General features: G+C 50.6%; 29 protein-coding genes and 1 riboswitch. Of the genes, 3 read left to right on the forward strand and 26 right to left on the reverse strand.

The genetic code is table 11. The features are described from left to right. Positions 1-115 precede the first annotated feature (115 nt). The 9 genes from QP938_12095 to moaC form a co-directional block, all read right to left on the reverse strand. On the reverse strand, positions 116-1,354 hold the full coding sequence (locus QP938_12095; protein WIO74029.1) for an aminotransferase class I/II-fold pyridoxal phosphate-dependent enzyme: 1,239 nt from the start codon (positions 1,352-1,354) through the stop codon (positions 116-118). A gap of 121 nt (positions 1,355-1,475) precedes the next feature. Continuing rightward, complete coding sequence (locus QP938_12100) at positions 1,476-2,381, reverse strand: mechanosensitive ion channel (protein ID WIO74030.1); 906 nt, start codon at positions 2,379-2,381, stop codon at positions 1,476-1,478. After that, complete coding sequence (locus tag QP938_12105; protein WIO74031.1) at positions 2,378-3,349, reverse strand: magnesium transporter CorA family protein; 972 nt, start codon at positions 3,347-3,349, stop codon at positions 2,378-2,380. Before QP938_12105 ends, QP938_12100 begins: the two co-directional genes overlap by 4 nt. An 87-nt stretch (positions 3,350-3,436) precedes the next feature. Then, positions 3,437-4,189 carry a HesA/MoeB/ThiF family protein gene (locus QP938_12110; protein ID WIO74032.1) on the reverse strand — a complete coding sequence of 251 codons (753 nt, stop codon included), beginning with the start codon at positions 4,187-4,189 and terminating at the stop codon, positions 3,437-3,439. Between the two features lie 17 nt (positions 4,190-4,206). After that, a complete protein-coding gene (moaB, locus tag QP938_12115; protein WIO74033.1) occupies positions 4,207-4,719 on the reverse strand; it encodes a molybdenum cofactor biosynthesis protein B in 513 nt (170 codons plus the stop codon). A gap of 65 nt (positions 4,720-4,784) precedes the next feature. Continuing rightward, the gene (gene moaA, locus QP938_12120) at positions 4,785-5,801 is read right to left on the reverse strand and encodes a GTP 3',8-cyclase MoaA (GenBank protein WIO74034.1); all 1,017 of its coding nucleotides are present in this window, start codon (positions 5,799-5,801) and stop codon (positions 4,785-4,787) included. Beyond that, positions 5,798-6,235: a molybdopterin synthase catalytic subunit MoaE gene (gene moaE / locus QP938_12125; protein ID WIO74035.1), complete on the reverse strand. Its 438-nt coding sequence runs from the start codon at positions 6,233-6,235 to the stop codon at positions 5,798-5,800. Before moaE ends, moaA begins: the two co-directional genes overlap by 4 nt. Then, a complete protein-coding gene (gene moaD / locus QP938_12130) occupies positions 6,235-6,483 on the reverse strand; it encodes a molybdopterin converting factor subunit 1 (protein ID WIO74036.1) in 249 nt (82 codons plus the stop codon). Before moaD ends, moaE begins: the two co-directional genes overlap by 1 nt. Before the next feature lie 4 nt (positions 6,484-6,487). Further along, positions 6,488-6,967: a cyclic pyranopterin monophosphate synthase MoaC gene (gene moaC, locus QP938_12135; GenBank protein WIO74037.1), complete on the reverse strand. Its 480-nt coding sequence runs from the start codon at positions 6,965-6,967 to the stop codon at positions 6,488-6,490. A gap of 138 nt (positions 6,968-7,105) precedes the next feature. Between moaC and mobA the strand changes: the two genes are divergently transcribed. Continuing rightward, entirely contained in the window at positions 7,106-7,699 is a 594-nt protein-coding gene (gene mobA, locus QP938_12140; GenBank protein ID WIO74038.1) for a molybdenum cofactor guanylyltransferase MobA, read from the forward strand. A 16-nt stretch (positions 7,700-7,715) separates the two neighbouring features. Here mobA and QP938_12145 read toward each other — a convergent pair whose 3' ends face one another. Together QP938_12145 and QP938_12150 are read right to left on the reverse strand one after the other, a co-directional pair. Continuing rightward, positions 7,716-9,008, reverse strand: a complete 1,293-nt coding sequence (locus QP938_12145) for a HAMP domain-containing sensor histidine kinase (protein WIO74039.1) — start codon at positions 9,006-9,008, stop codon at positions 7,716-7,718. Between the two features lie 11 nt (positions 9,009-9,019). Then, complete coding sequence (locus tag QP938_12150) at positions 9,020-9,727, reverse strand: response regulator transcription factor (GenBank protein WIO74040.1); 708 nt, start codon at positions 9,725-9,727, stop codon at positions 9,020-9,022. 237 nt (positions 9,728-9,964) lie between these two features. Between QP938_12150 and QP938_12155 the strand changes: the two genes are divergently transcribed. Then, positions 9,965-10,396, forward strand: a complete 432-nt coding sequence (locus tag QP938_12155; protein ID WIO74041.1) for a hypothetical protein — start codon at positions 9,965-9,967, stop codon at positions 10,394-10,396. A gap of 3 nt (positions 10,397-10,399) precedes the next feature. Here the strand turns inward: QP938_12155 and rlmD are convergent, their stop codons facing one another. The 11 genes from rlmD to ahpC all read right to left on the reverse strand — a co-directional run bounded on the left by rlmD (position 10,400) and on the right by ahpC (position 19,270). Beyond that, positions 10,400-11,761: a 23S rRNA (uracil(1939)-C(5))-methyltransferase RlmD gene (rlmD, locus tag QP938_12160; GenBank protein ID WIO74042.1), complete on the reverse strand. Its 1,362-nt coding sequence runs from the start codon at positions 11,759-11,761 to the stop codon at positions 10,400-10,402. A 6-nt stretch (positions 11,762-11,767) separates the two neighbouring features. After that, on the reverse strand, positions 11,768-12,229 hold the full coding sequence (locus QP938_12165; protein ID WIO74043.1) for a GAF domain-containing protein: 462 nt from the start codon (positions 12,227-12,229) through the stop codon (positions 11,768-11,770). 54 nt (positions 12,230-12,283) lie between these two features. Further along, complete coding sequence (locus tag QP938_12170) at positions 12,284-13,057, reverse strand: SPOR domain-containing protein (protein ID WIO74044.1); 774 nt, start codon at positions 13,055-13,057, stop codon at positions 12,284-12,286. Between the two features lie 45 nt (positions 13,058-13,102). Continuing rightward, positions 13,103-13,369, reverse strand: coding sequence for a DUF4404 family protein (locus tag QP938_12175; GenBank protein WIO74045.1), 267 nt, complete (start codon positions 13,367-13,369; stop codon positions 13,103-13,105). A 53-nt stretch (positions 13,370-13,422) separates the two neighbouring features. Further along, positions 13,423-13,713: a TMEM165/GDT1 family protein gene (locus QP938_12180; GenBank protein ID WIO74046.1), complete on the reverse strand. Its 291-nt coding sequence runs from the start codon at positions 13,711-13,713 to the stop codon at positions 13,423-13,425. A 167-nt stretch (positions 13,714-13,880) separates the two neighbouring features. Further along, entirely contained in the window at positions 13,881-14,504 is a 624-nt protein-coding gene (gene cobO / locus QP938_12185) for a cob(I)yrinic acid a,c-diamide adenosyltransferase (GenBank protein WIO74047.1), read from the reverse strand. A gap of 66 nt (positions 14,505-14,570) precedes the next feature. Beyond that, complete coding sequence (locus tag QP938_12190) at positions 14,571-15,068, reverse strand: hypothetical protein (GenBank protein ID WIO74048.1); 498 nt, start codon at positions 15,066-15,068, stop codon at positions 14,571-14,573. A 30-nt stretch (positions 15,069-15,098) separates the two neighbouring features. Next, positions 15,099-15,800 carry an ATP-binding protein gene (locus QP938_12195; protein WIO74049.1) on the reverse strand — a complete coding sequence of 234 codons (702 nt, stop codon included), beginning with the start codon at positions 15,798-15,800 and terminating at the stop codon, positions 15,099-15,101. Beyond that, positions 15,793-17,706 (reverse strand): TonB-dependent receptor, encoded by a 1,914-nt coding sequence (locus tag QP938_12200; GenBank protein ID WIO74050.1) that lies wholly within the window; start codon positions 17,704-17,706, stop codon positions 15,793-15,795. Before QP938_12200 ends, QP938_12195 begins: the two co-directional genes overlap by 8 nt. Positions 17,707-17,862: 156 nt before the next feature. After that, positions 17,863-18,080: riboswitch (cobalamin riboswitch) on the reverse strand. Between the two features lie 151 nt (positions 18,081-18,231). Then, positions 18,232-18,504 carry a DUF4242 domain-containing protein gene (locus QP938_12205; protein ID WIO74051.1) on the reverse strand — a complete coding sequence of 91 codons (273 nt, stop codon included), beginning with the start codon at positions 18,502-18,504 and terminating at the stop codon, positions 18,232-18,234. A gap of 199 nt (positions 18,505-18,703) precedes the next feature. Further along, positions 18,704-19,270, reverse strand: coding sequence for an alkyl hydroperoxide reductase subunit C (gene ahpC / locus QP938_12210; GenBank protein WIO74052.1), 567 nt, complete (start codon positions 19,268-19,270; stop codon positions 18,704-18,706). A 181-nt stretch (positions 19,271-19,451) separates the two neighbouring features. On the opposite strand from ahpC, the gene QP938_12215 reads away from it, so the two are divergent. Further along, complete coding sequence (locus tag QP938_12215; protein WIO74053.1) at positions 19,452-20,540, forward strand: GGDEF domain-containing protein; 1,089 nt, start codon at positions 19,452-19,454, stop codon at positions 20,538-20,540. Between the two features lie 9 nt (positions 20,541-20,549). Here the strand turns inward: QP938_12215 and QP938_12220 are convergent, their stop codons facing one another. From QP938_12220 to QP938_12235, 4 genes are all read right to left on the reverse strand, one after another. Then, entirely contained in the window at positions 20,550-21,653 is a 1,104-nt protein-coding gene (locus QP938_12220; protein ID WIO74054.1) for a PLP-dependent aminotransferase family protein, read from the reverse strand. Positions 21,654-21,815: 162 nt separating this feature from the next. Beyond that, complete coding sequence (locus tag QP938_12225) at positions 21,816-22,046, reverse strand: hypothetical protein (protein WIO74055.1); 231 nt, start codon at positions 22,044-22,046, stop codon at positions 21,816-21,818. A gap of 72 nt (positions 22,047-22,118) precedes the next feature. Continuing rightward, positions 22,119-22,991, reverse strand: a complete 873-nt coding sequence (locus tag QP938_12230; protein WIO74056.1) for a GNAT family N-acetyltransferase — start codon at positions 22,989-22,991, stop codon at positions 22,119-22,121. A 48-nt stretch (positions 22,992-23,039) separates the two neighbouring features. Then, on the reverse strand, positions 23,040-23,489 hold the full coding sequence (locus QP938_12235; GenBank protein WIO74057.1) for a DUF2059 domain-containing protein: 450 nt from the start codon (positions 23,487-23,489) through the stop codon (positions 23,040-23,042). Positions 23,490-23,747: the final 258 nt, after the last annotated feature.

The raw sequence follows: 23,747 nt of genomic DNA on the forward strand, positions 1-23,747 counted from the left end.
GGCAGGTCTATGTCTTGAGTCTGATTACTCAAACTGAAAGAGTAATGCTATCTCAGTCAGGGTACCAGCAGAAAGGTTGTATATACAACCTCCTTGAGCTTAGTTATGACATCTATCATTCTTGTGTCAGCCACTCGATCAAACGCTCTATGCCACTCACACAGTTACCGCCGTACTGGCAGGCGAAGTCATCAGTCAGCAATTGATCTGCAGGCACCTTTTCAGCAGCAACCAGCGCCCTGGCACCATCAAAGTCCACGTAAGCTAACCGTGCGGTGAGCTGCTCTGGGCTACAGCCAAAATCTGCGCCCGGTAACAAAGCCACCCCGGTATCCTCCATCAACTTTTCACAGAGTTGCGCTGAAGTGGTGATTCCTCGCTTGTGAAGCTTCTCTTTGAAGGGGTCAAATTCGATAAACAGGTAAAAAGCGCCATCTGGCAGCTCGACATCAAGCCCGGCCTGCTTCAGGCGGCTGACCAATGCAATAGACAGACACCGCAGGATACGACGACTGTTCATTAAATATTTCTCAATCTGGGTACCCCCCTTATACGCCCTGACAGCCGCATACTGGATCGGAGTCGACGTAGAAGTAAAGGTTTCACTGGCAACCGTCGCCATGGCCTTCTTTAGCCAGCAAAGGTTTGGTGGAAAAGCGACAGTCCCCAGGCGCCATCCGCCAGCGCCACACCACTTGCTCAAACCACTGCTGATAACCGTACCTTCCGGGTAAAAGCGGGCGATAGAGGTATGGCGATCTTCAAAATTTAGTTCGCTGTAAATCTCGTCAGACAATACCAGCACTTTGTACCGTCGCAGTACCTGGGCCAGTGTCTTCAGCTCAGATTCCGAATAAGTGTACCCGTGGGGATTGGCGGGGTAGTTAAGAATCAACAGACGAGGCTTGTCGGGGTCATCCTTGCAAAGAGTACGAATTTGCTCTGGAGTAACCTTCCATTTTTCTTTTGCATTGGTTGGCAACCAGCGAATTGGCCTGCCGATGATATGTGCTTGTGGCGCGTAAGAGACCCAACTGGGCGTAGGAATTACCAGATCCCCGTAGTAAACCAACTGAAGAAGGAACATCAGCTCCTTGGAACCTGGGCCGATCAGAACATTTTCGGGAGAAATTGCCACACCGTTTTTATTGTGATGATACTCTGCCACAGCCTTACGCAGCTCGGGCAGTCCCGCCACTGGCAGATAGTCTTTCTGATGTGCGTTACTACGCAACTCTTCTTTTACTACTTCCGGAACAGGAAACGGGCTCTGACCCAGGCCAAATTTAATGACCTGCCGTCCCTCGCGAATTAGTTTATTACTGGCTTCGTTAATTGCCAGGGTGGCTGACATTGGCAGCCCCCTGACATTGAGATTTAGGTGTACATCCGGCTGTTTAGGCATAGCGATAACAAAAAAAGAATATTGTTATTCGCAGTGTAGGCAATAAATCACTCCTTTGACGGCGACCCTGTTAACTTTTCGTTGAAGACTCTTGCTCAAAACCCTGAATTTTGAGTGCTGCGGGAGAAGAACGGAAATGCAGGTCGCGCTGCGGGAATGGAATCTCAATTTCGTATTTACGGAATGCATTTTCAATCTCCCATAAATACGTCGATAAAATCACTGCGGGGCGCTTTACCACCTCTGCCTGAACCCAAACCGCCAGCTCAAAATCAAGACTGCTATCACCAAACCCTGTCATCAATACCTGTGGCTTGTACTTTTCGTTCTTGAGTGTGTATGGAATTGCGTTCGCCGCTTCCAGTACCGCTGTTTTAACTTTCTCTTTATCGCTGCCATAGGCAACACCGAAAGGAACACGAAAGCGTCGAATAGCCTCTTCCAGAGTCCAGTTAATCACCCGTGTAGAAAATATCTCGGCATTGGGAACCAGAATATCGACGTTATCATTGGTGCGTACCAGTGTTGCGCGAATATTAATCGCCAGCACTTCACCCACGACGCCATCATTAAATTCAATAAAGTCACCAACCCGGATAGATTTTTCCAGCAGGATAGTTAAACCCGAGACAAAGTTGTTGACTATATTCTGCAGTCCGAGACCGACACCCACGCCCAGAGCACCAGCCACCAATGCCAGCTTGGTCATGTCGATACCGATCACCGACAACGCCATAAAAAAGCCGATAACCAGAATGATGTAGTGAATAATTCGATTCACGGCATACACCTGGGATACCGTAGCATTGGCACCCAGCACCGAAAAACGGCGAATGGAATGGCGAATTATCTTTGAGGCATAAACCGCGATCACCAGCACCAGCAGGCCTGCCAGTAACTGCCCCAGTGTCAGTGAATACTTCTCCAGCTCGAGCAGTTTGTAATTTAATAAATCCTGAATTGCGGCAACCGTCATGACAACCAGCCTTTGCGTTTAAATATAGTTACCAGCGTCACCGCGATAGTCAGCATCACCCCAATCAAAACAAAATAACTGTTTCCGTAATGCAGCTCGGGCATATTATCGAAATTCATGCCGTAAACACCCGCCAGGAAGCCCAGCGGCACAAACACTGCAGTAATTACAGTAAGAATCTTCATGGTCTGGTTAAGCTGGTGGGAAGTCACAGAGATATAACCTTCAATCAGGTCACCGCAGATTTCATAAAACATCTGCCCCTGCGTTTGCAGTCGCTCACATCGGTCATAGAGGGCACGAATGGCGTGACGAACATCATCGTTCTTTCGATCGATATGAGAAAGAGTCAAACTGTTAAGTTGGCCGATAATACGCTCGTGATAGGCAAATATTCGGTTCAAGCGACGCAGGCGTGATTTGTACAACACCATCTCTCTCAACATCTCATCGTCGCCACCAGCCTGAATTTCCTCTTCCAGATCCTGGAGCTTTTCCTCAAAAGCCAACAGGTTCTCCAGATAGACACCCAGTGAGCCGCGAACAATCTGTACGCCTAACTCAGCCGGATTTTCCAGCAGTTCCGGTGTCTCTTCGGATCCAATCCACTGATCGACGCTGTAGGATCGTTTGACGTGACGGGTAATTAAAATGCGATCGCCAATAAACAGTGATATATCCAGCGGCTGGATATTCAGGTTCGGCTTAACTTCAGCAATACCGCGATAGACAATCAGGGTATGATTTTTGAACTCTTCGATTTTGGGCGGACGACGCTCTATCTGCGCCTGACTGACGGCAATTTCGTGACATCCCAGGGACAGCAACAGTGCCTCTTCGCGCTTCTGCTCTTCCCCTTCCAGGTCCAGCCACAATTTGCTGGCGGGCTGCTGCCGCCAGCGATCTATCAGTTCTTCTGCACCCCGGTGGGCAACACCTGCCTCGTCCAGCCAAACCGTCCTTATCATCTGCCTGTACCTATTTGTTTTTTTGGTGATTATTGACAGATAGTATGGCAGGAAAATTATTGCCCTGTCAGGGCCTGTTTGGCTAAATCACTGGCACACCGGGCAGTCTGGATGCTTGTTGAGTTTAATTTGCCGCCAGCTGAATTTCATACCGTCAAATAACTGCAAAGCCCCTACTGTATCCGAGGGTATGCCCACCAACAGCTTTATCGCCTCCAAAGCCATGGCTGTGCCAATAATGCCCACTGCAGGCCCCATAACACCAAGCTCCGAACAACTCGCCGGCGCTTCTGGCAACTGATCACCGAACAGGCATTGGTAACATGGCCTGGAATCACCCAGCTTACGAAAATCAAAAACTGCCAGCTGCCCTTCCCAGCGAATAGCCGCACCAAATACCAACGGCACACGATGTTGGTAGCAGGCGCGATTGACTGCCAGTCGGGTAGTGAGGTTGTCACTGCAGTCCAGCACCAGATCCACTTCCGGCACATAATAGTTGAGCATTTCCTCATCGAGCCGCTCATCTATCGCTTCGATTTCCACCTCGGGATTCAAGGATTCCAGCTGCCGCTGTGCGCTGTCGGACTTGCTATCACCGGAATCATCTTCGCGATAGAGAATCTGCCGATGCAGATTGGTGATATCCACCTGATCGCCGTCAGCAATCAGCAGCGTTCCGACACCGGCTCCCGCCAGATACAGCGCCGCCGGAGCACCCAGCCCCCCGACCCCCACCAACAACACTTTGGAATTTTGCAGTTTTATCTGACCTTGCTCGCCTATATCCGGCAGAGCAATCTGGCGCGCGTAGCGAAGTGATTGTGTTCTATTTAACATGAGTGATTTCAGAATTATTAATTGCCGTGTTTACCAAGCAAGGTGCCTACAAAATTACATGGCTTGGTGCGTGCATCCAACTGTTCACGAATAATTTCTTCCCAGCCTGTTCGGCAAGCATTGTTGGACCCGGGCAGGCAGAAAATCAGGGTGTTGTTGGCAAGCCCCGCCAGCGCTCGGGACTGCACGGTAGACGTGCCAATCTGTTGCAGGGAAATCTGACGAAACAATTCACCAAAACCTTCCACGGTTTTATCGAAAAGCGGTTTCACCGCCTCGGGGGTCGAATCGCGGCCTGAAAAACCGGTGCCGCCGGTTATCAATACCGTATGAATATTCTTATCAGCTATCCACTGGGAGAGTTTGGCACGAATCTGGTAGATATCGTCGATCACAATGTCCCGATCCACCAGCAAGTGGCCGCTTTCCTTGAGAGAATCAGTCAATAATTGACCAGAGGTATCTGTTTCCGGGGTACGGGTATCGGAGACAGTTAATACAGCGATATTAAGGGGCATAAACTCGGACATAGGATATTAGTTCTATAGTTCTGATGCGCATGGCGCACCCTACGGAGACAATAAGGGTGACAGGGCTAGCCGCCTGTCATATTCATAAACCGCACAATTTGTGGTTCTTCATTTAAATCAAAGTAATGCCGTTCCGGCTTGCGGGCAACAGCTTCGACGATTTCCTGCTTTAAGCGATTCAAATCACCCGGATACTGTCGAACCACCGCGCGCAAATCCGCTGAATGCTCATTGCCGAGACATAGCAGCAGGCGCCCTTCCGCCGTCAAACGCACACGATTGCAGCTGCCACAAAAGTTATGGCTGTGGGGCGAAATAAATCCGACTCGAGTTTTTTCAATGCCCACCAATTTAAAATAGCGTGATGGTCCGTTGGTGGCCTCCGCAGTCGGAATAAGTTGATATTTTTTCTCGATGAGGGCTTTTACTTCATCGCTGGAACAATAACTGACTGCACGATCATGGTTAACATTCCCCAGCGGCATCTCCTCGATAAAACTGACATCCAGTCCACGCTCTATCGCAAATTCCAATAGATCGAGTACTTCTTCATCATTGTGGCCGTGCATGATCACTGAGTTTATTTTCAGGCGTTTAAAACCAGTGTCAACGGCAGCATCGATACCGGCAATCACTTTATCCAATTTTCCGGTGCGCGTGATGCGATGAAATTTATCAGCATCCAGACTGTCCAGGCTGATATTTATTCGCTGCACACCCGAATCCTTCAGTGCGACAGACATTTCGCTCAATCTTGAACCATTGGTACTTAGGGTCAACTCTTTTAAATCAGGCAGCCTCCCCAAGGAAGCGATTAACTGTTCACTGTCGTGACGCACCAGTGGTTCGCCACCGGTCAAACGTATTTTGGAGATTCCCAGCTCGGTAAAAGCGCGGGCGATAAATTCAATTTCTTCAAAGCTGAGAATATCTTTGCGCGGCAAGAACTGCATATCTTCAGCCATGCAATACTGACAGCGAAAATCGCAACGATCCGTAACGGAAATACGCACATAGTCGACATGCCGACCAAAGGGATCGATCAACTTATTGGGATAACTGAATTTATTTAATTGTGTCATGAATACCAACGAGCAGCCTGTTGCTGGTCGCTCTCTTTGGCCTCAACCCAGCAGTCACCCTTTTCACTGAGGGCTTTTTTCCAAAAAGGAGCGCGAGTTTTAAGGTAATCCATAATAAATTCGCAGGCAAAAAATGCCTCACTTCGATGGCCGCTGGCAACACCCACAAAAACAATCTGCTCACCCACAGCCATTTCGCCCACCCGATGCACTAAAGTCACTTCAGAAATCGACCAGCGCTGCTTTGCCTCGTCGACAATAGCCTGGAGGGACTTTTCAGTCATTCCGGGGTAGTGCTCAAGATACAGGGCTTTCAGATCACCCTCAGCGCGTACACAGCCGGTAAAAGTTACCACTGCGCCGCTATCAAGGTCGCGAAGACGCTGATATTCAAGCCCGACATCAAAGTCGTCTGTTTGTACTCGAACTGCCATCAGCCCCCCGTTACTGGCGGGAAAAATGCCACCTCATCTCCAGGGCATATTTCCGTATCGGCGGTCGCCATCTGCTGATTTACAGCAACCAAGGTCTGTTTACCAAGCAACTGTGCTTCCCAAGTTTCACCTCTTTTCGCCAACTCTTGACGAAGTTTCGCCACGGTAGTCATTGACTCCAGAGGAAGCTGCTCACTGTCGCAGCTCAAGATATCGCGGAGAGATGCAAAGTACTTGAGTTCAATCACGTCTCTATTCCTGTGGTCGCTGCCAGTCGCCGGATTTACCGCCAGCTTTTTCGACCAGTCGCACCTGTTCGACACTCATACCGCGATCCACTGCTTTGCACATGTCGTAGATCGTCAGAGCGGCCACGGAAGCAGCTGTTAACGCCTCCATTTCCACACCGGTCTGGCCAATGTTTTTGCATTGGGCTTGAATATGAAGACAGTTATCGCCCACCGGGGTAATTTCCACCTTAACCGAGGTCAGCATGATCGGGTGACACAGCGGAATCAGCTCCCAGGTACGTTTGGCGGCCTGGATTCCGGCAATACGCGCTACTGCCAGCACGTCACCTTTCTTGTGACCACCTTCCAGTATTAGTTTAAGGGTATCGGGCTGCATACGAACCCGGGCTTCAGCGACACCAAGGCGTTGTGTTTCAGCCTTGTCGCCAACTTCAACCATGTGTGCCTGACCGGCTTCATCCAGATGGGTTAACTTACTCATAAGACTAGTATCAACGGACCCTATTACTCTGAAAAAACATCACCATAGCATAATAGAGGAGTACACCCTGCACGCCAATGGAAACAAATTATCTGGTTTTTGGTATGCTCATATTCCCGCATAGAACAGGCCTGCACCATGACCTCGAACAACTTCGAGCCTTCTTCCCAGCTTACCGGTGTGATTCTGGCCGGTGGCCAGGGGCGGCGAATGGGAGGCCGTAACAAAGGTCTGCTTCAGGTGGAGGGTCAGCCGCTAATAGCCTTTGCTGCAGAAAACTTAAGACCCCATGTTTCAGAGATACTGGTTAACACAAATACAGAAAGCGAGCGCTACCAGCGGCTAGGTTATCAGGTAATTAACGATGGCGACTTCGCAGGCAAGGGCCCATTGGCGGGTATTCTTGCCGGGTTAAGTGCAACATCCACACCTTACATTGCCATCTGTGCCTGTGATCAGCTGGAACTGCCTCCAAACGTCTATCCGGAGCTGTTTAAAGCTGCCCAGAAAAACCCATCAGGTCTCGCGGTTGCTCACGACGGTGATCGCTTGCACCCCACGTGCGCGGTGATTTCTCAGTTAAACAGACAATCTTTGTTGGACAGGCTGAAGCAAAACCAGCTGCGTGTCGGCGAATGGTTTACCGACATGAAAGCCGATGTTGTGGTTTTTGAGGGTGTTACTTTTTACAACATCAACACCCCTATGGATCTGATTACCCGAGGCTCATGACTGACGCTTGTCGTCACTAAGCCGGCAGTTCTATGGTGACTTTCAAACCGCCACCTTCACGATTTTTGGCGTAGATCTCGCCATTCATTTGTTGCACTGACTTTTGAGTGATGCTCATACCGAGCCCATAACCTTCTTTACTGTTATATGCCTTGACCCGATAAAATGGCGTGAAGATATTCTGCAGGTCATCCTCGGTCATTCCCGGCCCCCGGTCAGCCACCGATATATGAACCTTCCTTCGGGAAAACTCCAGGTCCACCTCAACTATGCCTTCAGGGCTGTATTTGATGGCATTTTCCAGGATGTTCTTGACCGCCTTTTCCAGCGCGACTGTTTTTATTTTTACCTGCCGCGGTTTGCCAGTAATTTGCAGTTCTATCTCTCTTTCACTGTGTAAAAACCGCGCATCGCTGACAATGCGATTTAAAAATTCAGGCAATTCACACGGCTCTTCAAGCTGATCATCGTCGGCGCCTGCTTCAGCTCTGGACAGGGTCAGGATTTCATCAATCAGTTTGTTGAGAGATACACACTCGCTCTCTACCCGGTCGTACATAGCTGGGCCAATTCCCGCCACCTCGGCTTCCATCCTGGCCAACTCTCCTGCCACCTGTAGACGGGCCAGAGGGGCACGTAATTCATGGGATACATCATGCAGCAGCTGTTGCTTTGAATTGACCAGGGAGGTAATGCGATCCGCCATCTTGTTGAATGCGCGAGAAAGCTGCCCGAATTCATCCCGACGACGAATTAAACGACGACCCAGTCGGATATCAAGATCCCCTCCGCCCATGATTTCAATATGCTTTTGGAGGTTTTTAATGGGGCGAATTACCACCAGTGACAACAGCAAGCTAAATAAACCGGCTACAACTACTGACAAGCCAAAGCGGTAGGGGTCATTCCGCCATACAACAGACAGAATATGAACAAAGTTAGCCTGTTCATTTCTGGGAATATAGACTTCATATGAGTTGTTATTCTTTGAAGTGAACTCAATGGGAGTCCACTCAATATCAGGAAAGTTTTCAAAACTGCCAGCGATAAATTCGCCCGTTGATTCCTCAACAATAACCAGTGGACGGTACTGAGCCAGCCTGGCCCGCCGAGGAGAATCAGGATTTTGCTTGGTCCAGTTTTCGTAGTAGCTAACCAAAGCCTGTACTGTACTCTTGAACGTCTGCTCCCAATCTCGCTCAATTTGGTTTTGAACAATTTCCCTGGTTAACAACACTGAGCTACTTGCACCAATAATGAAGCTGGTAAGCCAGATGACCAGGAAAATCTTCCAGAAAATACTCCGCATCGGGGCCTCGGTTATTCGCTATCCTTGACCATTTGATAACCGACACCACGAATGGTTTTTATCAGGTCCTTATCACCCAGATAATTGCGCAACTGCTGACGCACGCGGCTCACGTGAACATCAATACTGCGGTCGTAGGGTGTCAGTTCCCGGTGCAATACTTTGCGGGTCATATCTTCTTTACTAACCACGCCACCTGCTTTTTGCATCAGCATTGCCAGCACTTCAAATTCGGTACCAGTCAGCTCAACCGACGTGCCATTACAAATGATTGAGCGACTACCCATATCCAGCTCAAGCCCATGCAGGCTGATTTGATCCTGCGAAGCCTCCTGTTGGACCAACACAGAGCGCCTTAACACCGCATTGATCCGGGCCAGTAGCTCACGGGGATTGCAGGGTTTGCCAAGATAGTCATCTGCGCCCATCTCCAGCCCCAGAATGCGATCCACCTCTTCACCACGCCCTGTCAACATAATTACCGGCGTTTTGATCCGTGCCCGCAGTTGTGGCAGCAGTTCCAGGCCGGTCATGCCGGGCATCTGGATATCCAACACCATCAAGTCGTATTGAATATTTTTATCCAGCTGCTTGAGGGCTTCCGGGCCGCTGTGAACCGCATCAACGGTAAAGCCGTTGTTGGACAGATAGGTGGACAGAAGGCTGGTTAAATCGACATCGTCGTCAATCAACAGAATTTTTTGCGTTGTTGTATTCATATCGCATCCGATCGCGGCAGAGAATAGTCTTTAGTTATAGCGGAGCTATATTACCCCGAATGGTGTATCGCTTGCACCTGAGAGAGCTATCTAAGGAATCACCTTAGAAAGTTTGGTTGTTAGCCGCTTTACCGATATTCCAAAATCTTCCCACTTGCACAGCCAACAGTGACTATAAATGGGGGTACTTTTTCCTGACGGTCAGGAAAACGTAGTATTTTTTACAAGGAGCTCCTCATGAATACCGTAACAACAATGCTACTAAGCTTGATTCTACTTATCGGCGCACTTGGCGCCAATGCAGATAGCATGCCCTATACGGAAGGTGACGTCTGGCAGGTTTCCATGATCCGAACTGATGCCAACCGCACAGATGACTACCTGAAACAGCTCAAAGCCACTTTTGACACCTGGATGCAGGCAGCCAAGAAACAAGGGCTGGTTGAAGACTATATGATCCTGTTGGGCGAATCGGCCAACAGCAGCGATTTTGACTTAATGATTATGGTTCGCCAGAAAAACTGGGCCGGTCGTGACCGCACCAAAGAGTGGTATGACATGGGAGACAAACTGTTTAGCGAAGATGAAATGCTGAACAGTGCCAAGGAGTACGAGAAAGTACGCGAATTCCTCGGCTCCAAGTGGATGCGTCAGATCAAACTGAAGTAACAGCTACTTTTCCAGAAGGACTATGCTCTCAAGATGGCTGGTGTGGGGAAACATATCCACTGCACCGGCCATTTTTAAGCGGTACCCGTAGCCGGTCACCAATTCACCAACATCCCTGGCCAATGAGCCGGGATGGCACGAGATATACAGAACTTTGGGTACACCACTTTGTCCGATCCAGGAGATCATCTCGGCCGCACCTGATCGCGGAGGGTCAAGTAGCACTGCATCGTAAGAGTGCCTGGTCCAGCCGGCCTTTCGCGGATTGATACTGAGATCGGCCACATGAAATTCGCAGTTTTCAATCCCGTTGTGTGCCGCATTTTGCTCTGCCAGCTCAATGGCTCGCGCACTGCCTTCCACTCCCACCACTCGCGTTGCCTGGCGCGACAATGGCAAGGTGAAATTGCCCAACCCGCAAAACAGGTCCAGTACTTCTTCGTCACCTTTCAGGTCGAGTAGCTCAATCGCTTTTGCGATCAACCTTCGGTTCACCTCGGGATTGACCTGAACAAAGCTACCGGGCAAAAACATCAGATCAAGATCCCAGCCCGGCAGACTGTATGTGAGCGGTTCAGTACTACCGTGCAATGATTGCACAGTGTCTGTTGCGCCGGTTTGCAGATAGATTGCCAACTGATGATCTCTGGCAAAGGTGTCCAGTATGTCTCGATCAGCGTCTGTCAGCTCTGCCAACAGATGCAAGTTCACTGCACTTCCGTTATCTGCCGCCAGCAATTCAATCTGCGGAATTCGCTTGCGACAGGAGAGCTGTTGAATCAATTCTGCCAGTAACGGAATTAAATCACTGAATGGCGCCATCAATATCGGGCATTGCTTAATGGGTACCAGCTGATCGGTTTCAGCCTGGCGAAAGCCCAGCTCTACGCGGTCCTCTTTAGCAAGATAACGAACTGCCAGCCGTGCACGGCGGCGGTAGCCCCAGGGCTCACCAATAATAGGTTCCAGGATACACTCCGGCTCCACCTTTCCCAATCGCTGCAACGTGCGCAACAGCAGTTGCTGCTTGTGATCAACCTGCCCCTGTATGCTGAGGTGCTGTAACTGACAACCTCCACACCGGGAAAAATGGGGACATGGCGGCTCTGTACGCAATGGAGAGGAGGCCAACACCTTGACTGCCACACCCTCATCAAACTTGCCTCGCCGCTTTTGGTAGCGCACTTCTACACGCTCGCCCGGCAGCGCCCCCTCAACAAACAGGGTTCGCTCATCAACCCGCGCAACACCACGCCCCTCGTGTGAGAGATCGCGAATTTCCACTTCTGTATTAGCGGGCAGGGATTGGGGCGAACGCTTCTGTTGCGGGCGTCGACCCCGTGAAGGGCGTCGTGAATTGGCCATTAGATATTAGTGCTTACCTGTAAATTTGCTCATCACAAGGTTGATCAGTGGTTGCAGGCCAATCAGGTCTTCTTCGCTAAAACGATTCAACTCTGGACTGTCGATATCCAGCACACCGACCACTTCACCGTTGAAGATCATCGGAATCACTATCTCCGAATTAGATGCTGCATCACAGGCAATGTGGCCCGGAAACTCATGGACATCAACAACGATTTGCGGCGTTTTTTCCGCTGCCGAGGTTCCGCAAACTCCTTTGCCCATATCGATGCGGGTACAGGCTGGTTTGCCCTGGAACGGCCCCAGCACCAGTTGGTCTCCACGGCGAAGATAAAACCCGGCCCAGTTGATTCGCTCCAGGTTTAACCACAATAACGCCGAGGCATTTGCCAGCGTTGCAATCCAGTCATCTTCACCATCGAGAAGGCCTTGCAACTGAAGATTCAGGTTTTCGTAGAAAGGGGACACGTCCGGCTCCAGAAGTTTGTCAGGGGTCGCAGTTTAACGATACCCGCCAAATCTTCAATCCGGGGATTTGGCTTTTTGCAGCGAAGCCATCGATCTTATCCAGTAATCAATACCTGGATGTTGCTGCTGTAGTGCCAGACCTCTTTGCTCCGCAGATTCGCGATCCGGGAAATGACCAGCAGTCACCGCAAACCAGGGGCGGCCATTGCTGTAAATAAGGTGGCTTTCAAGTGTACTTTTCTGCAACCCATTCTCGGCGATAAATTTTTCCACTGCTGACTCGTTCGCCAGTGCTGCCAGTTGCAACGTGAAACCACTGGAAGTGAATCCACTGGAAGAGTCCGGCAAAAGTTTTTCCTGAGTCAGCACAGGCACTTTTGTTGGCTGCAACTGCAGTGATTCATAAGGTTCAGGATCTGGTGGTGGTGAAGTGATGTCTGATATACGAACTCGCGGACGGTCCTGTACCTTGGGTTTATCCTGGGTCTGGTTCAATTGAGGAAGCTGTTCTCGCCAGCTCTCTACCATAACCGGGGTAACCGTAAGGGATGGCACGGTTTCTTCCTGCACTGACTCACCAGTACCATCAATGTTAGCGGCCTGCGCTTCGGGTAACAAAGGCTGACTGTCTGCAGGCCTTGGCGGGATCTGATCAGCAGCAAGTTCACTGGCGTCTACCAATTGCCCGTCTCGCATTAGTCTCTGCTCGCAATCCCACTCGCCGGTTCGCGGATCACCCTCGCAATGCCACCCCCAATAGAGCTCATTGGAGTTGGCACAGCCTGTCAGCAATAAAATGGTTGTCGATAGAGCCAGCGCTTTTCTCATTATTTTTCTCCTGAGCTCTTAGGGCCTGTTCACACTAATGCAGTATCAAATTCCCATTTTGGCGAGCAGGTCCATTAGCTGACGCATCAGAGATGCAATGCGGGGATGGCGGTTTTCAAAATCGGTAGCGCGCTGCTCAAGCTGATCTTTAACGCCTTCCGCATCCACCTCTTCAGGACCCTGTGTCGCCAGCACAACGATGTCCTCCATCAGTGAACCGAACATGTCCTTTACATGGCTATCAGTCTTGCTGGCATACTCCAGCTGCTGACGGAGTTCCTGAATTTGTGTTTTTAAGTCTTCGCTAGTCATATCGTTATTCTCCGGCTTGCTAACCTGAGTATAGGCCGTTGCCAGCACGGAAACTAACTGGCATTTCCACTCAATGAGTTATAAAGCGTGAACGCACCAATCACCAAAAAGCCTGCACCGGCAATAGTACCCAACAACTTGGGATTCAGAATGTGAGACAGCGCACTTCCAGCCAACACGCCCAGGCCAGAGGCGACAATCAGTGCCAGCGATGCGCCGATAAAGACCGTCCACTTGCTGACCTCCTGATCAGCTGCAAACAGCATGGTCGCCAGCTGGGTCTTATCTCCAAGTTCGGCAATAAATACCGCACCAAAAACCGTTAACAGAACTTTCCACTCCATCTTTTCCCTCCAAAAAAACATCAAAATAGGCGCAAATTATAAATTAAGAGTGATCACATATAACACGCAGCCAGATATTTATCTGTCACCCTGAACGAAGTGAAGGGTCTTATACAGCACAATACCCTATAAAAGAGATTCTTCACTTCCGTTCAGAATGACAGTAACTACACATCTATACCACTACGAGCCTTGATGCCCGCATGGTAGGCGTGCTTGATGCTTTTCACCTCTGACACAGTGTCCGCAAGCTCCTGCAGGGCCTTGCCTCCACCGCGGCCGGTAACAACCACGCTCTGGCCTGCCGGGCGATTGCGAATGGCGTCCAGCACCCGCTGCTCATCCAGATAGCCAAAGCCAAGCATATAGGTCAACTCATCCAGTACCACTAACTGCACATTCTCGTCCTGCAACAGTCGTTCAGCGTGCGCCCAGGTAGCCTCAGCAGCTGCTATATCGGCTTCACGATCCTGGGTCTCCCAGGTAAAACCGGTACCCATCTGGTGAAGTTCCACTTGCGGCAGGTGATCGCGAATAAACAGCTCTTCGCCGGACAGCTGGGCACCCTTGATAAACTGCACAACCCCAACGCGATGACCGTGACCGAGACTGCGCAGTACCATGCCAAATGCCGAGCTGCTTTTACCTTTACCGTCGCCGGTAAGAAGCACCACAACACTGCGATCCTGATCGGCCGCGGCAATGCCTTCATCCACCCGCTCTTTCTGGCGCTGCATTTTGCGCTTGTGTCGTTCAGCCCTGTTTTCCTCACTACGGCTCTCTTCACTCATTTCATGCACTCACGGTATAAATGAAAACGCCGGCAATCGCCGGCGCTAAAAGTCTTGATCCCTGGCTCAGGAATAAGCCAGCCGACGACGCCACAAATAGTCGGCTCCAAACAGCAGCCCACTGTAGAGCACTGTGGCAATCAAGGTGTTGTGGAAAAACGGAATCGCCGCCACATAGCATGACACCAGACCGCTCGCCGTCATCGGGTAACCACCCTGCAACCATACGCCCAGATTAGTGAGCATGAAAAACAGCACCGATGAGGCAATCGAATAACCCAATACACGACCAGCACTGCGCTGCTTGTGCAACACAAATCCCAATGCCGTCATCAACGCCACACTGCCATACACATAGAGCATGGTGTTGTGGAAACCGATCAACAAGTCGCTCAGTAACAATGCCAACAGTGGGACAACCAATGCCAGCTTGCGATCGGCGATCACCGCACCGGCAAACAGGGCCATCGCAGCTACCGGAGTAAAGTTGGGCGGATGTGGCAGCAGGCGGGAAAGCGCCGCCAATACGATCAGTGACAGGGCAAATACCAGTTTTCCAGACATGATGGGTTTCCTTAATTGAATGTAACTATTTTAGGCGTTTGGTGTGCGCTCACACAAATCGGCGTAAACAAAACCACTGCGCTCTACCACCTCGCCCTGAATCAGCTCCAGGTTGCGCCGGAACATCGGCCCAGCCCAAACACAGGTGTGAAACTCTCCTCGCTCACCACAAGGGTCAACTTCCGAAGGCAAGCGGTCCAGTAGATCGTGATCAAAGGTAGCCCCCGCCAGGTCCGCAGGCATTTGCTTAGGGTCGAGACAACTGACAGAAGCCCTAAGGCCCGCATCAATCATCTGCCGCGCCAACACATCGGTGGGCTGCCCCCACAACGGGAACATTGGTTGCAGATCGGAATTGGCAAACTGCTGTTCACGATACTGTCGCACATCTTCCAGAAACAGGTCCCCAAAAGCGACCGTATCTGCGTAATAGTACTCCCTGGCTCGAGCCAGCGCCCACTCCATGGCGTGCTCATAATCCGCATTGCTGCACGGCCATGGCAGTGCGACTTCCAACAGCGGCAGGCCGGCTAATTCGACCTGTCGCTGCAGAATCTGGCGTCGCACTCCGTGAATCGCCACGCGATCAAACTCGCTGTTGTAGGTGGTGAGCAGGCCAACAACCTCCACCGATGGATCCTGCAGCAGCTGCCACAGGGTCCAGGCGGAGTCTTTGCCACTGCTCCAGCTCACCATCACCTTGCGGCGAGCTTGAGGCGCGTTATCAGCCATCAAAACGAATCCGCACACCGAGAGATGCACCACGACCCAGAGTCTGGAAGCCGTACACGTCTTCATATTGCTCGTTGAGCAGATTATCCACGCGGGCATAGAACTGCACCTGCGGGCTCCAGTTGTAGTTGGCAGTCAGGTTAACCAGGATATAGTCATCCAGCGTTACCAGTTCTGACGGCTGTGGCCAAGGAGGGAAAAACTGATCATGGCTGGTGCCGTTGTACTGGGTGTTGAGCAGCAGTTGCAGCTGGTCGCTGTAGTGCCAATCCAGGCTGACACTGCCAAGGTGGCGCGGGCGACGAATTTCTATCTCCTCGGTCGGCGCAACATATGGCTGAGTGGCGTCGGTGTAGGTATAACTGCCCTGCAAGCTCAAGTCAGCCGTCAGTTCAGCGTCAAAGGTCAGCTCCACCCCTTCGCGACGGCTGACACCATTGGTATTCATAGCGGTAAAACCACTATCTTCATCACTCCATACGAAACCATTGATCTCGTTATCCAAACGGGAGTTGAAATAGCCGATACCGATATTCACACCAGCAACGGTTTGATCCACCCCTACCTGCCAACTCTCCACCGACTCAGGCTGCAAATCCGGGTTACCGATAAAGTTAGTGAAGGTGCCAAAGCGCTCGCTCAGGGTCGGATTTTTAACTGCCGTACCATAACTGGCGCGCAGTCTTGTGCCCTCGACAACGCGGTAGCTAGCCTCAGCACGACGAGTGGTGGCACTGTCAAAATCGCTGTTGCTGTCGTAACGCAGGCTGCCAGCCAATGTCAGCTGCTCAGTAGCATTGATACGATATTCAAGTGCGGCGCTGTTTGTGTGCAAAGAGCGATCCTGATTGGGATCCAAACCCCACACCAGCGGTCCACGAGCACTGAAATCCTGATTCTCACGCTCCAGCAACAGCGACAACTGCTGGCTGTTATTCACCAGGTTCAGGGTGTTTAGCCACTGGATCTGGCGCTTGCGAATCTCGTTAACATTGCCCTGCACATTGTCACTGTAGTTAGTGTTGTGGTGTTTGGATTGGGACAGCGAAACGCGTTGTTTCCAGTTACCGTCCAGGGCGTCAATATCCGCTTGCAGGCGAGCAAAGTTCTGGCGGGTATCGGTTTCACGATTGGCATCAACTGGCAGGCCGGTGACATAGGAATCTACCTCGTCAAACTCATTGCTGGCTTCGGTACGGCGCAGCACCAGTCCAAGCTCAGCATTTTCGTTCAGCGTGTAACCACTGGTGAGGTGAATATTGCTGTTGCGGTAACCGTCTTTTTCATTCCCCTGACGAGCGATATTGTCGCCATCGGTACTGATGCGATCCACACTCAGGCGGCCATGAAACTGCTCGCCGCGTGCGGCGATGCTGGCACCGCTGTAGAAAGTATCAAAGCTGCCTTTTTCACTGAAAAAACTGGTTTGCAGTTTTTCACTGCCGGCTTTTTTACTGGTGATACTGATCACCCCGGCCACCGCCTCACTGCCCCATAAAGCACTTTGCGGGCCGCGAATAATTTCGATGCGCGCTATATCCGCTGCGGCGAGGTGTGCCCAGTTCAGTGCATCGCCCTGGGACGCGTCATTGATTTCAATACCGTCAAACAACACCAATACATGATTGCTTTCGGCACCGCGCAGGCGCACATCGGTATTGGAGCCGCGCACACCGGTGGCGCTTACCGCCAGCCCCGGAACATCGCGCAACAGGTCAATTACCTGCAGCGCCTTGCGGCTGTCCAAGTAGGCCTGATCAATAACAGTAATAGCGCTGCCGCTCTGCTCAATAGCAATCGGCTGGAGGGAAGCCACCGTTACCACTTCTTCAATGGCCGGGGCGTCGTTAGCTTGGGCAATGGCAGTCGCCAGTGCGGTTACAGCAAAAAGAGATGATTTGAACATCTTCTGTCTCCTAACAGGGTGACAGAAGCTACGGCGACAGCGGGCAAACGGATTGCGAGCGATGACATAGCTTCAACGTATTAATAAATACGCGTTGTCATTACGGCTCTTGAATCTACAACATGAGTCGCTCCGGCAGACAATCCCCGATCGTCGGATAACAACGCTCGCTCTGGCAGGTCTCCTGGCTCCCGGGTCAACGGATTTATTCACCTTCCCGATAGTTATTTTTTGATAACTACCAGTGGTATTCGAATAATCCTTACCGGATACAGTTGCGGGGACAGCTTCAGTTTTCTGTGCCTACTCATTCAAGCAACAGAATTGAATTCCCTATTAATTTGCATGGCAAAACCACAGCGATGGCGGCGATTATAGGCACTGAAATCAGTGCAGACAATCAATCCACCTCCAACAAGATCAATTCGTGACTCAACATGAAACCCCATCAAGATAAACCGGAAAATCATTTATAAAGCGGGCATCCTGCCCGCTTTTTTATCTCGAAAGTCGACTTCTAAAAAATTATTCCGCAGTGGTCGGGTCGATTATTGTCTTCACTTCGGAAATGCGATTGGCGGGGAAGCCACCCTGGTTGGCGTGCTCTCGTACCATCTCTTCATTAGGCGCAATGTAAACACAATAAATCTTGTCGCCTGTAACATAACTCTGTTGCCACTGAATTTGAGGGCCTAAATCAGACAACACAGCACAGGATTTTTGAGAAATAGCTTTCAAGTCGTCCGCGGTTAAATCTCCAGCGCCGGGAATTTCTCTTTCAATCAGATACTTTGGCATGGTCAGCTCCTTCCTTGCCTGAATTGGAAATGGAAGTATAGATGCCGGTTGAAGGTTTTGCCGGTGCGCACGGCGCACCCTACTGCTGTTTTGAACACAATTGTCATCCCCGCGCAGGCGGGGATCCATTTCGAACAACACTCAACATTTATGGATACCCGCCTGCGCGAGAATGACGCAAGAAAGACAGCATCAATAATTAAATTTTACCCACCAAATCCGCAGATGGAGACAGCGTCGCCTCGCCTTCATTCCACTTGGCCGGGCACACTTCACCCGGATTTTCTGCCACATACTGAGCCGCCTTAATCTTGCGGAGCAGCTCTTTTGCATCGCGACCAATACCACCGGCAGTGATCTCAACAATCTGAACACGACCTTCCGGGTCGATAACAAATGTCCCGCGGTCAGCAATACCCTCCTCCTCAATCATCACACCGAAATTGCGAGTCAGCGTACCGGTCGGGTCGCCAATCATCGGGTACTTGATCTTGCCGATGGTCTCGGAGCTGCCGTGCCACGCCATATGGGTAAAGTGGGTGTCAGTGGAAACCGAGTAAACCTCAACACCGCGCGCCTTGAACTCCTCGTAGTTGTCCGCCAGGTCACCCAGCTCGGTTGGGCACACAAAAGTAAAGTCAGCCGGGTAGAAGAACAGCACCGACCACTGCCCCTTCAGGCTCTCATCGGTCACCTCGATAAATTCGTGGTTATGAAAGGCGGTGGCTTTGAACGGTTTCAGTTCACTGTTGATATAGCGAGACATTAATTTCTCCTCGTTTAAATGCGAATAGGTAGACTTAAGAACGAGGGAAATGCTATCAATCAGACATCATTGATAGAAGTTATCAATATCTATGAAGGCGATAGATAAATTCGATAAAGCGAGAGTGGTATATTAACCATCCGGCAATCATCGCCGCCAAAAAACCAATAAGAATTTTTTCATGCCCAACTCATCTGCCCCGCAACACCAGCTTCACAAAACATTGCTCAGAGTTCTGCTGGCCTGCGGTCTGGTGGCACTGTTTGCCACCATCATGCACTGGAGCGAAGCTGCTCCTCAGCTTATGGACCTGATTATTCCGCCCAGCGTCGTCGCTATTTGTTTTACTCTGGCAGCCATCCTGCACCGTCACCCGCAAAGCCGGCCCGTAGTGTTTGGGCTATTTATTGCCACCTGTGCACTGGCTATCACCATACCGGCGTGGGCCTGTAGTTGGAGCGCTTTCCAGCAACCGGATATCCGGCTGATCGACATCTACCCGCCCATCACCTCAATGCTGCTGGTACTGCTTATTCTGGTGCTGGCAATCTCCCCTACCCGAACCGCCTGGCGTTGGGGTGTATTGATCTGGCTGGCTAATGCCGTGCCGGTAATTGGTTACCTGCTGGCTCATCCCGCTGAACTCTGGACGCCCAGAGGCAAAGACATGCTGATCTCATTCGGGCCGGTATTTCTGTTTCTGGTTTTAGTAGTGCCCTACCTTCGCCGGTTCAGCAGTCGGCTACGGTTACTGCAAAACCAGTTTGAAGTGACCAAAGCTATGGTCGAGCGCGACCCGCTCACTGAACTCTACAACCGCCGCGGCGCCGACCGGCTGATGAATGAGTCCGTCAATGCCGATGCACCATTGGCGGTATTGCTGTTGGATATCGACCACTTTAAATCCATCAACGACAACCACGGCCACGACATCGGCGACGCCGTACTGCGCGATGTAGCCAGCCGCATCCTTCACAACCTACGGCCGGACAATTATGCCGCTCGCTGGGGTGGGGAAGAGTTTCTGATTATTCTTAATACCGATGACGAAACCCTGCTGACTGCGATTGCCAACCGGTTGCATAAAGCCATTCAGCAAGTGCCTTTTGAGATCGCAGGAAAAATTACCGCTTCAATTGGCGGGGCAATACTTAAGCGTGGGGAGTCTATTAATGAGCTGCTGAAAGAAGCAGACCGGGCATTATATAAGGCCAAAGATCAGGGACGTGATTGTGTGGTGATCGACCCGGCGAACAACACCGGGTCATAAAGCACCGCACTACAAAAATACCCCCGCCAACCGGCGACAGGCCAGCTCAAGCTCGCGCTCCCCATACCAGGCAAAACAAAGCCGCATGCTGGCCACAGACTCAGGTGAGCGCGAAAACAACTGACCACCCAAAAAACCAACACCGTTACGCTTGGCTTCGGGCAACCTGTCTATTACATCAATGCCATCCTTTGCAGTAGCCCACAGAAAATAACCACCGCCCGGTTTATTCACTGTAAATTTATCGCCCAGCTCCGCTTGCAAACATTGGTGCACCGTTTCCATCCGCTGTCGAAGCGTCGTGCGCAAACCCGCCAGATATTCCTGAAACGCGCCACTATCGATCAACGAGCCCACCAAAGCTGACGTAACCGGAGCCAATCCACCACCACTGCTCACTAGCGCAGACTGAATCAATAACGGCAACAGATCACCTGCTCCCTGAATCCAGCCCAATCGCAAACCCGGCGCAAGTATTTTGGAAAACGAACCAATCGACAACACCGGCGCATTGGCGTCCAGACAAGCCAGTGGCAGTGGAGGCCGCTGGTCAAAATAGAGCTGCTGGTACACCTCATCCGCTACCAGCAGACATTTATTCTGCCGAGCAAGCTGCACCAGTGCCTCACGCCGGGACAGTGGCTGACAAATACCCGTCGGGTTGTGATAAGTCGGAATGCTATAAATAAATGCCGGCTTGTGTTTGTGAATCGCCTCCTCCAGCTGATCCAGCTGAATGCCCTCATCATCCATCGGCACCGCCACAACATTCAGGCCATGCTCGGCAAACTGCCGAAGGGCAATAAAATAGGTGGGGTCTTCCACCAGCACCGTATCACCGCGCCGGGCAAACAGTTTGCAGATCATGTCCAGCGCATTGGACGAACCATTGGTCACCATCAGGCTCTCTTCACTCACCTGAGAGTCATAGTCTGCCGATAGCCACCGTGCCAACGAGCGACGAAAAGCCCCATCACCCGCCTGTTCACCATAGGCAAGATGCTCTGGGTTAAGTGATAAAGATTGAAACAGCGCAGAGGGCAACAGCTCAGGGTCGGGCTGGCCGACACCGAGATCGATAATGTTTTTGGGTCTGGGAATTTGGAAACTCATGGGCGCAGCTTGGAGAAGGTGTTGGTGGTTTGCAAGGGGTTTATGGGGGGACTGGTCATATAATGGAATTACAAATTGGGTCAAAATAGTCTGGGATGACAGAATCAGGCTTCCCGACAATCCCCCGATAACGTGGCGTTTATTTTATCGGGGGAGTATCAATTAATCCGACAACTTATGTTGAATATTTTGCAACCAGACAATAAGCCCATCAATATCCGCTTTATTAAATTCACATGACAGCTTATTTTCTACATTTTTCACCGGAGAGACTTCTAGCGAAACAGCCTGACTGGATGGCCTATATACAAACTCCCAACCACCAGCCGACCCACCATCTTGAGAATCAAGCCTACCACCAATTGTGACTGCAACAGAGTCATTAACCATCATGCTCTCCTATACTTATCGTTAATTAAAAACCGGGTAAAATCAGCACCCATATAAAGCAGAAATGTATCTGACTCATCCCAATTCGAAGGTAGTCACCCCAAAAATGCGCTCATGTTTCAGATCCGGAAAATCCCCCACATACATCCGTGCGCAGCCAAACACCTCAATCATTTTTCGTTCCGCCACAAAGGCCATTGCGGCAGGGTTATTTTCTGGCACATCCAAAAACAAGGGGCCACCTGCCGCAAAGGCTGAAAGCTGTTCGTACAGCGCATCCGCTACTGCCGTGTCATCCGCAAACAGAGGGCCAATTTTGCAACCCTCGCAGCACCGCCTTATCACGCCATACCCTAATAGCTCACCATCACGAACATAACCAAGCGCCAATGCATCATCTTGCGTTATCCACTTTTCGAGAAATGCCGAACGGGGCGCTGGGAAACAACTGCGATCGTAGTGTAGCAACTCGTCAAAAGGCACCGAGGCAAGAGGGACGACATTCGGATCACTCTCTTGCGGAGCTTTTGACGCTTCTGGAATCTCTGAGCGAAATCGCAGATTACGATGAGAAAAAACAAAGCCACCTTTGGCATAGTAACTCTGCATATTAAACACACCATCCATACCAATCGCTGCGTCTGGCCTCAATCGACCTTTCAGCCGATTAAGTCGGGCGTGCCAAAGGGTATTACCAATTCCTTGCCCACGATATTCCGGCTTTACAATAAAAAAGCCCATAAAGCCAAACTCGCCGTTATAAGATGTGATGGCACCTCCGCCAATCATTTCCCTATCAATCTCAGCCGCAATAAACGCATCCGGATCAGCCGCCCAAAACAGATCAGCGTCGTGCATGCCTGGGTTCCAGCCTTCGACTGCCGCCCACTCAACCAATGTATCGACCTCTGGGCGGGTCATATTCCGGATGTTTAGAAGACTGGTCATAGCAAGTTATTTCCTTGAGAAAACACAAAGGGAAATTCTCCCTTTTCATTACTCAATATCAGGGATTTTTCGATTCTTTTCCGCCTTTTCTTTCTCCATTTCGCCAACAGCCCTCAACACTTCAGCCTGAACCACTGGCATAACTTCCGCCATGTAAACTCCAAATTTTTGCATTGCCGATTTAGCAATGGGCTTCGCATAGAAATCAGCTAATGCAGCCAACTCATCTGCTGTAAAAGCGTTCACCATTGCAACCTTCATAGCATCTGACAGAGTGTTTATATTCACATGCTTAAGCAATAATTCCCTAAATTCTTCACGCTGATCAGGCGGAAAATTCATAGCCACATTTTTTGCCATATCCTGCATCAGTTCTTCAGGAGGCATTGTTGCCATATATCGTTCGGCCTGTTGAATACGATTTTCCTTTGAATCATCCAAAGCAAGCGCCGAGACACTAAAAAAAACAAACAATAGTAGACACTTAGGTAATTTCATCATTCTTCCTCAACATTTCAATTTAGCTAAAATTATAACTCTACAAACTGTTGCCAAACGCTAGGAGGCCCAGTACAAGCGTCTTTTGCTTTTATTCTGCTGCTTTGCATTGCTATAAATTAACCCCATCTCCATGACCTCTCGATACATCAGACTTCACTAACAAAACTATCAAATAAATAATGGCAATCGGAGGGATTAGTGCTGACAGAAAACCTATTGTTGCAGCCATTGACGCAGAATTTGTCTTAGTTTTTC

The organism is Porticoccaceae bacterium LTM1, from assembly GCA_030252795.1.
Classification (GTDB): Bacteria; Pseudomonadota; Gammaproteobacteria; order Pseudomonadales; family Porticoccaceae; genus SCSIO-12696.

Bases quoted from the DNA above. Each gene is read 5' to 3' on its own strand.
- QP938_12095 (WIO74029.1), bottom strand. From the start codon at position 1,354: ATGTCAGCCACCCTGGCAATTAACGAAGCCAGTAATAAACTAATTCGC.
- QP938_12100 (WIO74030.1), bottom strand. From the start codon at position 2,381: ATGACGGTTGCCGCAATTCAGGATTTATTAAATTACAAACTGCTCGAG.
- QP938_12105 (WIO74031.1), bottom strand. From the start codon at position 3,349: ATGATAAGGACGGTTTGGCTGGACGAGGCAGGTGTTGCCCACCGGGGT.
- QP938_12110 (WIO74032.1), bottom strand. From the start codon at position 4,189: ATGTTAAATAGAACACAATCACTTCGCTACGCGCGCCAGATTGCTCTG.
- moaB (WIO74033.1), bottom strand. From the start codon at position 4,719: ATGTCCGAGTTTATGCCCCTTAATATCGCTGTATTAACTGTCTCCGAT.
- moaA (WIO74034.1), bottom strand. From the start codon at position 5,801: ATGACACAATTAAATAAATTCAGTTATCCCAATAAGTTGATCGATCCC.
- moaE (WIO74035.1), bottom strand. From the start codon at position 6,235: ATGGCAGTTCGAGTACAAACAGACGACTTTGATGTCGGGCTTGAATAT.
- moaC (WIO74037.1), bottom strand. From the start codon at position 6,967: ATGAGTAAGTTAACCCATCTGGATGAAGCCGGTCAGGCACACATGGTT.
- mobA (WIO74038.1), top strand. From the start codon at position 7,106: ATGACCTCGAACAACTTCGAGCCTTCTTCCCAGCTTACCGGTGTGATT.
- QP938_12145 (WIO74039.1), bottom strand. From the start codon at position 9,008: ATGCGGAGTATTTTCTGGAAGATTTTCCTGGTCATCTGGCTTACCAGC.
- QP938_12150 (WIO74040.1), bottom strand. From the start codon at position 9,727: ATGAATACAACAACGCAAAAAATTCTGTTGATTGACGACGATGTCGAT.
- QP938_12155 (WIO74041.1), top strand. From the start codon at position 9,965: ATGAATACCGTAACAACAATGCTACTAAGCTTGATTCTACTTATCGGC.
- rlmD (WIO74042.1), bottom strand. From the start codon at position 11,761: ATGGCCAATTCACGACGCCCTTCACGGGGTCGACGCCCGCAACAGAAG.
- QP938_12170 (WIO74044.1), bottom strand. From the start codon at position 13,057: ATGAGAAAAGCGCTGGCTCTATCGACAACCATTTTATTGCTGACAGGC.
- QP938_12175 (WIO74045.1), bottom strand. From the start codon at position 13,369: ATGACTAGCGAAGACTTAAAAACACAAATTCAGGAACTCCGTCAGCAG.
- QP938_12180 (WIO74046.1), bottom strand. From the start codon at position 13,713: ATGGAGTGGAAAGTTCTGTTAACGGTTTTTGGTGCGGTATTTATTGCC.
- cobO (WIO74047.1), bottom strand. From the start codon at position 14,504: ATGAGTGAAGAGAGCCGTAGTGAGGAAAACAGGGCTGAACGACACAAG.
- QP938_12190 (WIO74048.1), bottom strand. From the start codon at position 15,068: ATGTCTGGAAAACTGGTATTTGCCCTGTCACTGATCGTATTGGCGGCG.
- QP938_12195 (WIO74049.1), bottom strand. From the start codon at position 15,800: ATGGCTGATAACGCGCCTCAAGCTCGCCGCAAGGTGATGGTGAGCTGG.
- QP938_12200 (WIO74050.1), bottom strand. From the start codon at position 17,706: ATGTTCAAATCATCTCTTTTTGCTGTAACCGCACTGGCGACTGCCATT.
- QP938_12205 (WIO74051.1), bottom strand. From the start codon at position 18,504: ATGCCAAAGTATCTGATTGAAAGAGAAATTCCCGGCGCTGGAGATTTA.
- ahpC (WIO74052.1), bottom strand. From the start codon at position 19,270: ATGTCTCGCTATATCAACAGTGAACTGAAACCGTTCAAAGCCACCGCC.
- QP938_12215 (WIO74053.1), top strand. From the start codon at position 19,452: ATGCCCAACTCATCTGCCCCGCAACACCAGCTTCACAAAACATTGCTC.
- QP938_12220 (WIO74054.1), bottom strand. From the start codon at position 21,653: ATGAGTTTCCAAATTCCCAGACCCAAAAACATTATCGATCTCGGTGTC.
- QP938_12225 (WIO74055.1), bottom strand. From the start codon at position 22,046: ATGATGGTTAATGACTCTGTTGCAGTCACAATTGGTGGTAGGCTTGAT.
- QP938_12230 (WIO74056.1), bottom strand. From the start codon at position 22,991: ATGACCAGTCTTCTAAACATCCGGAATATGACCCGCCCAGAGGTCGAT.
- QP938_12235 (WIO74057.1), bottom strand. From the start codon at position 23,489: ATGAAATTACCTAAGTGTCTACTATTGTTTGTTTTTTTTAGTGTCTCG.